2 protein-coding genes are annotated in these 3,027 nt (G+C 46.3%); one reads left to right on the top strand and one right to left on the bottom strand.

Annotated features, from left to right (window positions below; translation table 11 throughout):
* Window positions 1-58: 58 nt before the first annotated feature.
* Window positions 59-649 (bottom strand): DUF6940 family protein, encoded by a 591-nt coding sequence (locus ACLFWI_RS28925; protein WP_446415800.1) that lies wholly within the window; start codon window positions 647-649, stop codon window positions 59-61.
* A gap of 257 nt (window positions 650-906) precedes the next feature.
* Here ACLFWI_RS28925 and ligA point away from each other — a divergent pair, with 257 nt between their 5' ends.
* A complete protein-coding gene (gene ligA, locus ACLFWI_RS28920; protein ID WP_446415799.1) occupies window positions 907-2,937 on the top strand; it encodes an NAD-dependent DNA ligase LigA in 2,031 nt (676 codons plus the stop codon).
* Window positions 2,938-3,027 lie beyond the last annotated feature (90 nt).

Here is a 3,027-nt window from a genome sequence, read left to right as displayed (position 1 = left end):
TTCTTATCTGTTAGGTGACAGATGCTTTGGGTCTTCATGTTTTATATCAGGGTAAAGTTTAAATAACTTTGTATGGCTGGTACGTGTAGTATTTCGGGCGTGAATCTAGTCGGATATGCAACCAATACACCCCTAACCCGGAGGTGCTTACCCAGGTAGGACGCGGATTCAGGCGTTGTTCTAACGCTGACCCCACATTTTGCCACAAGGCGTGCTGCTGATGTTCGGGTGCGTCACGCATAAACGCCGCCAGATGGCAGTATGGAGACATAGAGGTTTGTGGACAAGGTACAACCAGCAACGCATCCTTTCCCAGATTCGGAAATGTCACAATTGACTCGTTTTCTCCTGCGGCGGAAAAATGGCGAGCAAAATCACTGGGATCAGCTTGTACATTTACCAGGGATGGACTATTGACGAGAACAAACTCAAATACCTGGTTTACTGTCACGTCGGTGATAGGTGGAGTTTCCCAGAAAAAGGCGGAAAATGGAGCATCGGCGAGTAGGGAAATGAAGAATGTCCGAAAATCCTGGTTATCCTGCCATAGCTGGATGATTTCTGAGTAAAGGATTGGGTTACCATTGGACAGAAGCGAAATCTTCTGTATCCGACCCTTGTTGAGTGATTCGATGGATGATTTCCACATTGAGAGATCCGGTATTTTGTTTGATGATTAGATAAGTCGCTTACTTATTCAGTATAACTGTTTGATTTGATTTAAAATAAGTTAAATTAATGAATGAGTTTTGGATGTTGATCCATGAAGGTAAACGTGCAAGTTGATGTAATTTTTTAACGCAGAGGGACGCAGAGGTTCGCGCAGAGGGACGCAGAGGGATTGGAAGTATGGGAAAAAAGATTTTATAGAATTACAAATGACGAAGGACGAAGGACAAATGACTAATGACTAATGTTAAACAGCGGGTTCAAGAACTGCGAAACCTCTTGCAACAAGCAAGTTATGCTTATTATGTCCGCGATAATCCCATCATGGAGGATGCTGTCTATGACCAACTCTATCGGGAACTGCAAGACTTAGAAAGCCAGTATCCTGAGTTGGTGACGCCAGATAGTCCGACTCAGCGCGTGGGTGAGAAACCTGCATCAGAATTTTCTTCGGTTCGCCATAATATCCCCCTTTATAGTTTAGAGAATGCGTTTAATTTAGACGAGTTGGCGAAGTGGCAAGAACGATGGCAACGTTATGCACCGGATGTCAAGGAGGTGGAATATGTCTGTGAACTGAAGATCGATGGTTCCGCGATCGCACTCACCTACAAAGACGGTATATTAGTGCGGGGAGTTACACGGGGGGATGGTATCACGGGGGAAGATATTACCCAGAATATTCGCACTATTCGCTCGATTCCTTTACGCTTAAATACGGAAACACCACCGCCAATTGTAGAAGTGCGAGGTGAGGCGTTTTTGCCCTTGGATGTGTTTGAAGGGATTAATCGAGAACGAGAAGCCGCCGGGGAAGCGTTATTCGCGAATCCTAGGAATGCGGCGGCGGGTACGTTGCGACAATTAGATCCGAAAATCGTCGATCGCAGACAGTTGGATTTCTTTGCCTATACGTTACATCTTCCCGGATTAGAGAAACGGGAAACCGTACCAACTCTCCAGTCTCAATGGGAGGCGTTGGAATTCCTGCGGGATTTAGGATTCCGGGTGAATCCGCATCGGAAACGTTGCGCGTCTCTGGCAGAGGTGGAGGAGTATTATAAATATTGGGATAGTCAACGGCGTGGTTTACCCTACATGACCGATGGGGTGGTGGTGAAGCTGAATTCGTTTTCGCTGCAAGAACAATTAGGCTTTACCCAAAAGTTTCCCCGCTGGGCGATCGCACTCAAGTATCCGGCTGAAGAATCCCCCACACTGGTGCAAAATGTTACAGTTCAGGTGGGACGAACCGGGGCATTAACCCCAGTCGCGGAACTCAAACCCGTACAGCTAGCCGGGACAACCGTTTCACGGGCTACACTGCATAACCGCGATCGCATCGAGGAATTAGATCTGCATCTCGGCGATACCGTCATTGTTCGCAAAGCTGGGGAAATTATCCCAGAAGTCGTGCGCGTACTTCCCGAATTGCGTCCACCCGATGCTAAACCCGTACAAATGCCTACTGATTGTCCGGTATGCCATCAACCCGTCGTGCGTCCCCCAGGGGAGGCGGTAACCCGCTGTATTAATGCATCTTGTCCCGCCATTGTCAAAGGTTCACTCAACCACTGGGCAAGTCGTGGTGCATTGGATATTAACGGGTTAGGAGAAAAGCTGGTGAATCAGCTAGTCAATTCGGGTTTAGTCCATTCCGTTGCGGATCTTTATCAACTTACTTTAGATCAATTAACCGATTTAGAACGGATGGGTGAAAAATCCGCCCAGAAATTAATTAATCAAATTGAACAATCCAAAACTCAACCCTGGTCACGAGTTCTCTATGGTTTAGGGATTCGCTATGTGGGTACTGTGAATGCTCAAATTTTAGCGCAACAGTTTCCTACTGTAGACCAATTAGCCGCCGCCCGTGTTACTGATATTGAAAGCGTCTATGGAATTGGCTCAGAAATTGCCCAATCGGTTTATGATTGGTTTCGAGTTCCCAGTAATCAGACTTTAATCAATCGACTGCGACAGGCAAATTTGCAACTGGCGAGTGAACCAAAGGAAGCGTCTGCGGAAGCAAAATCTCAACCGTTGCAGGGAAAAACCTTTGTGATTACCGGAACGTTACCCACACTGAAACGAGATGAAGCCAAAAAAATAATTCAAAACGCTGGGGGTAAAGTAACCAGTTCTGTCAGTTCTAAAACGAATTATCTGTTGGTTGGTGAAGATGCCGGATCTAAATTAGAAAAAGCCAAAGAATTAGGGATTAATCAGATCAGTGAATCTGACCTTTTACAATGGTTAAATGAATAGGTAATAAGTCAATTGTCGGGGCGAGTTTAGGGAATCTGTAGGGGCGGGTTTAGGGACAATTGTCGGGGCGGGTTTAGGGACAATTGTCGG

It is taken from the genome of Coleofasciculus sp. (genome assembly GCF_046539235.1).
Taxonomy (GTDB): Bacteria; Cyanobacteriota; Cyanobacteriia; order Cyanobacteriales; family Coleofasciculaceae; genus Coleofasciculus.
This window is presented reverse-complemented; position numbering and strand designations above follow the sequence as displayed.

Coding starts and splice junctions, on each gene's coding strand:
- ACLFWI_RS28925 (WP_446415800.1), bottom strand. CDS start 649: ATGTGGAAATCATCCATCGAATCACTCAACAAGGGTCGGATACAGAAG.
- ligA (WP_446415799.1), top strand. CDS start 907: ATGACTAATGTTAAACAGCGGGTTCAAGAACTGCGAAACCTCTTGCAA.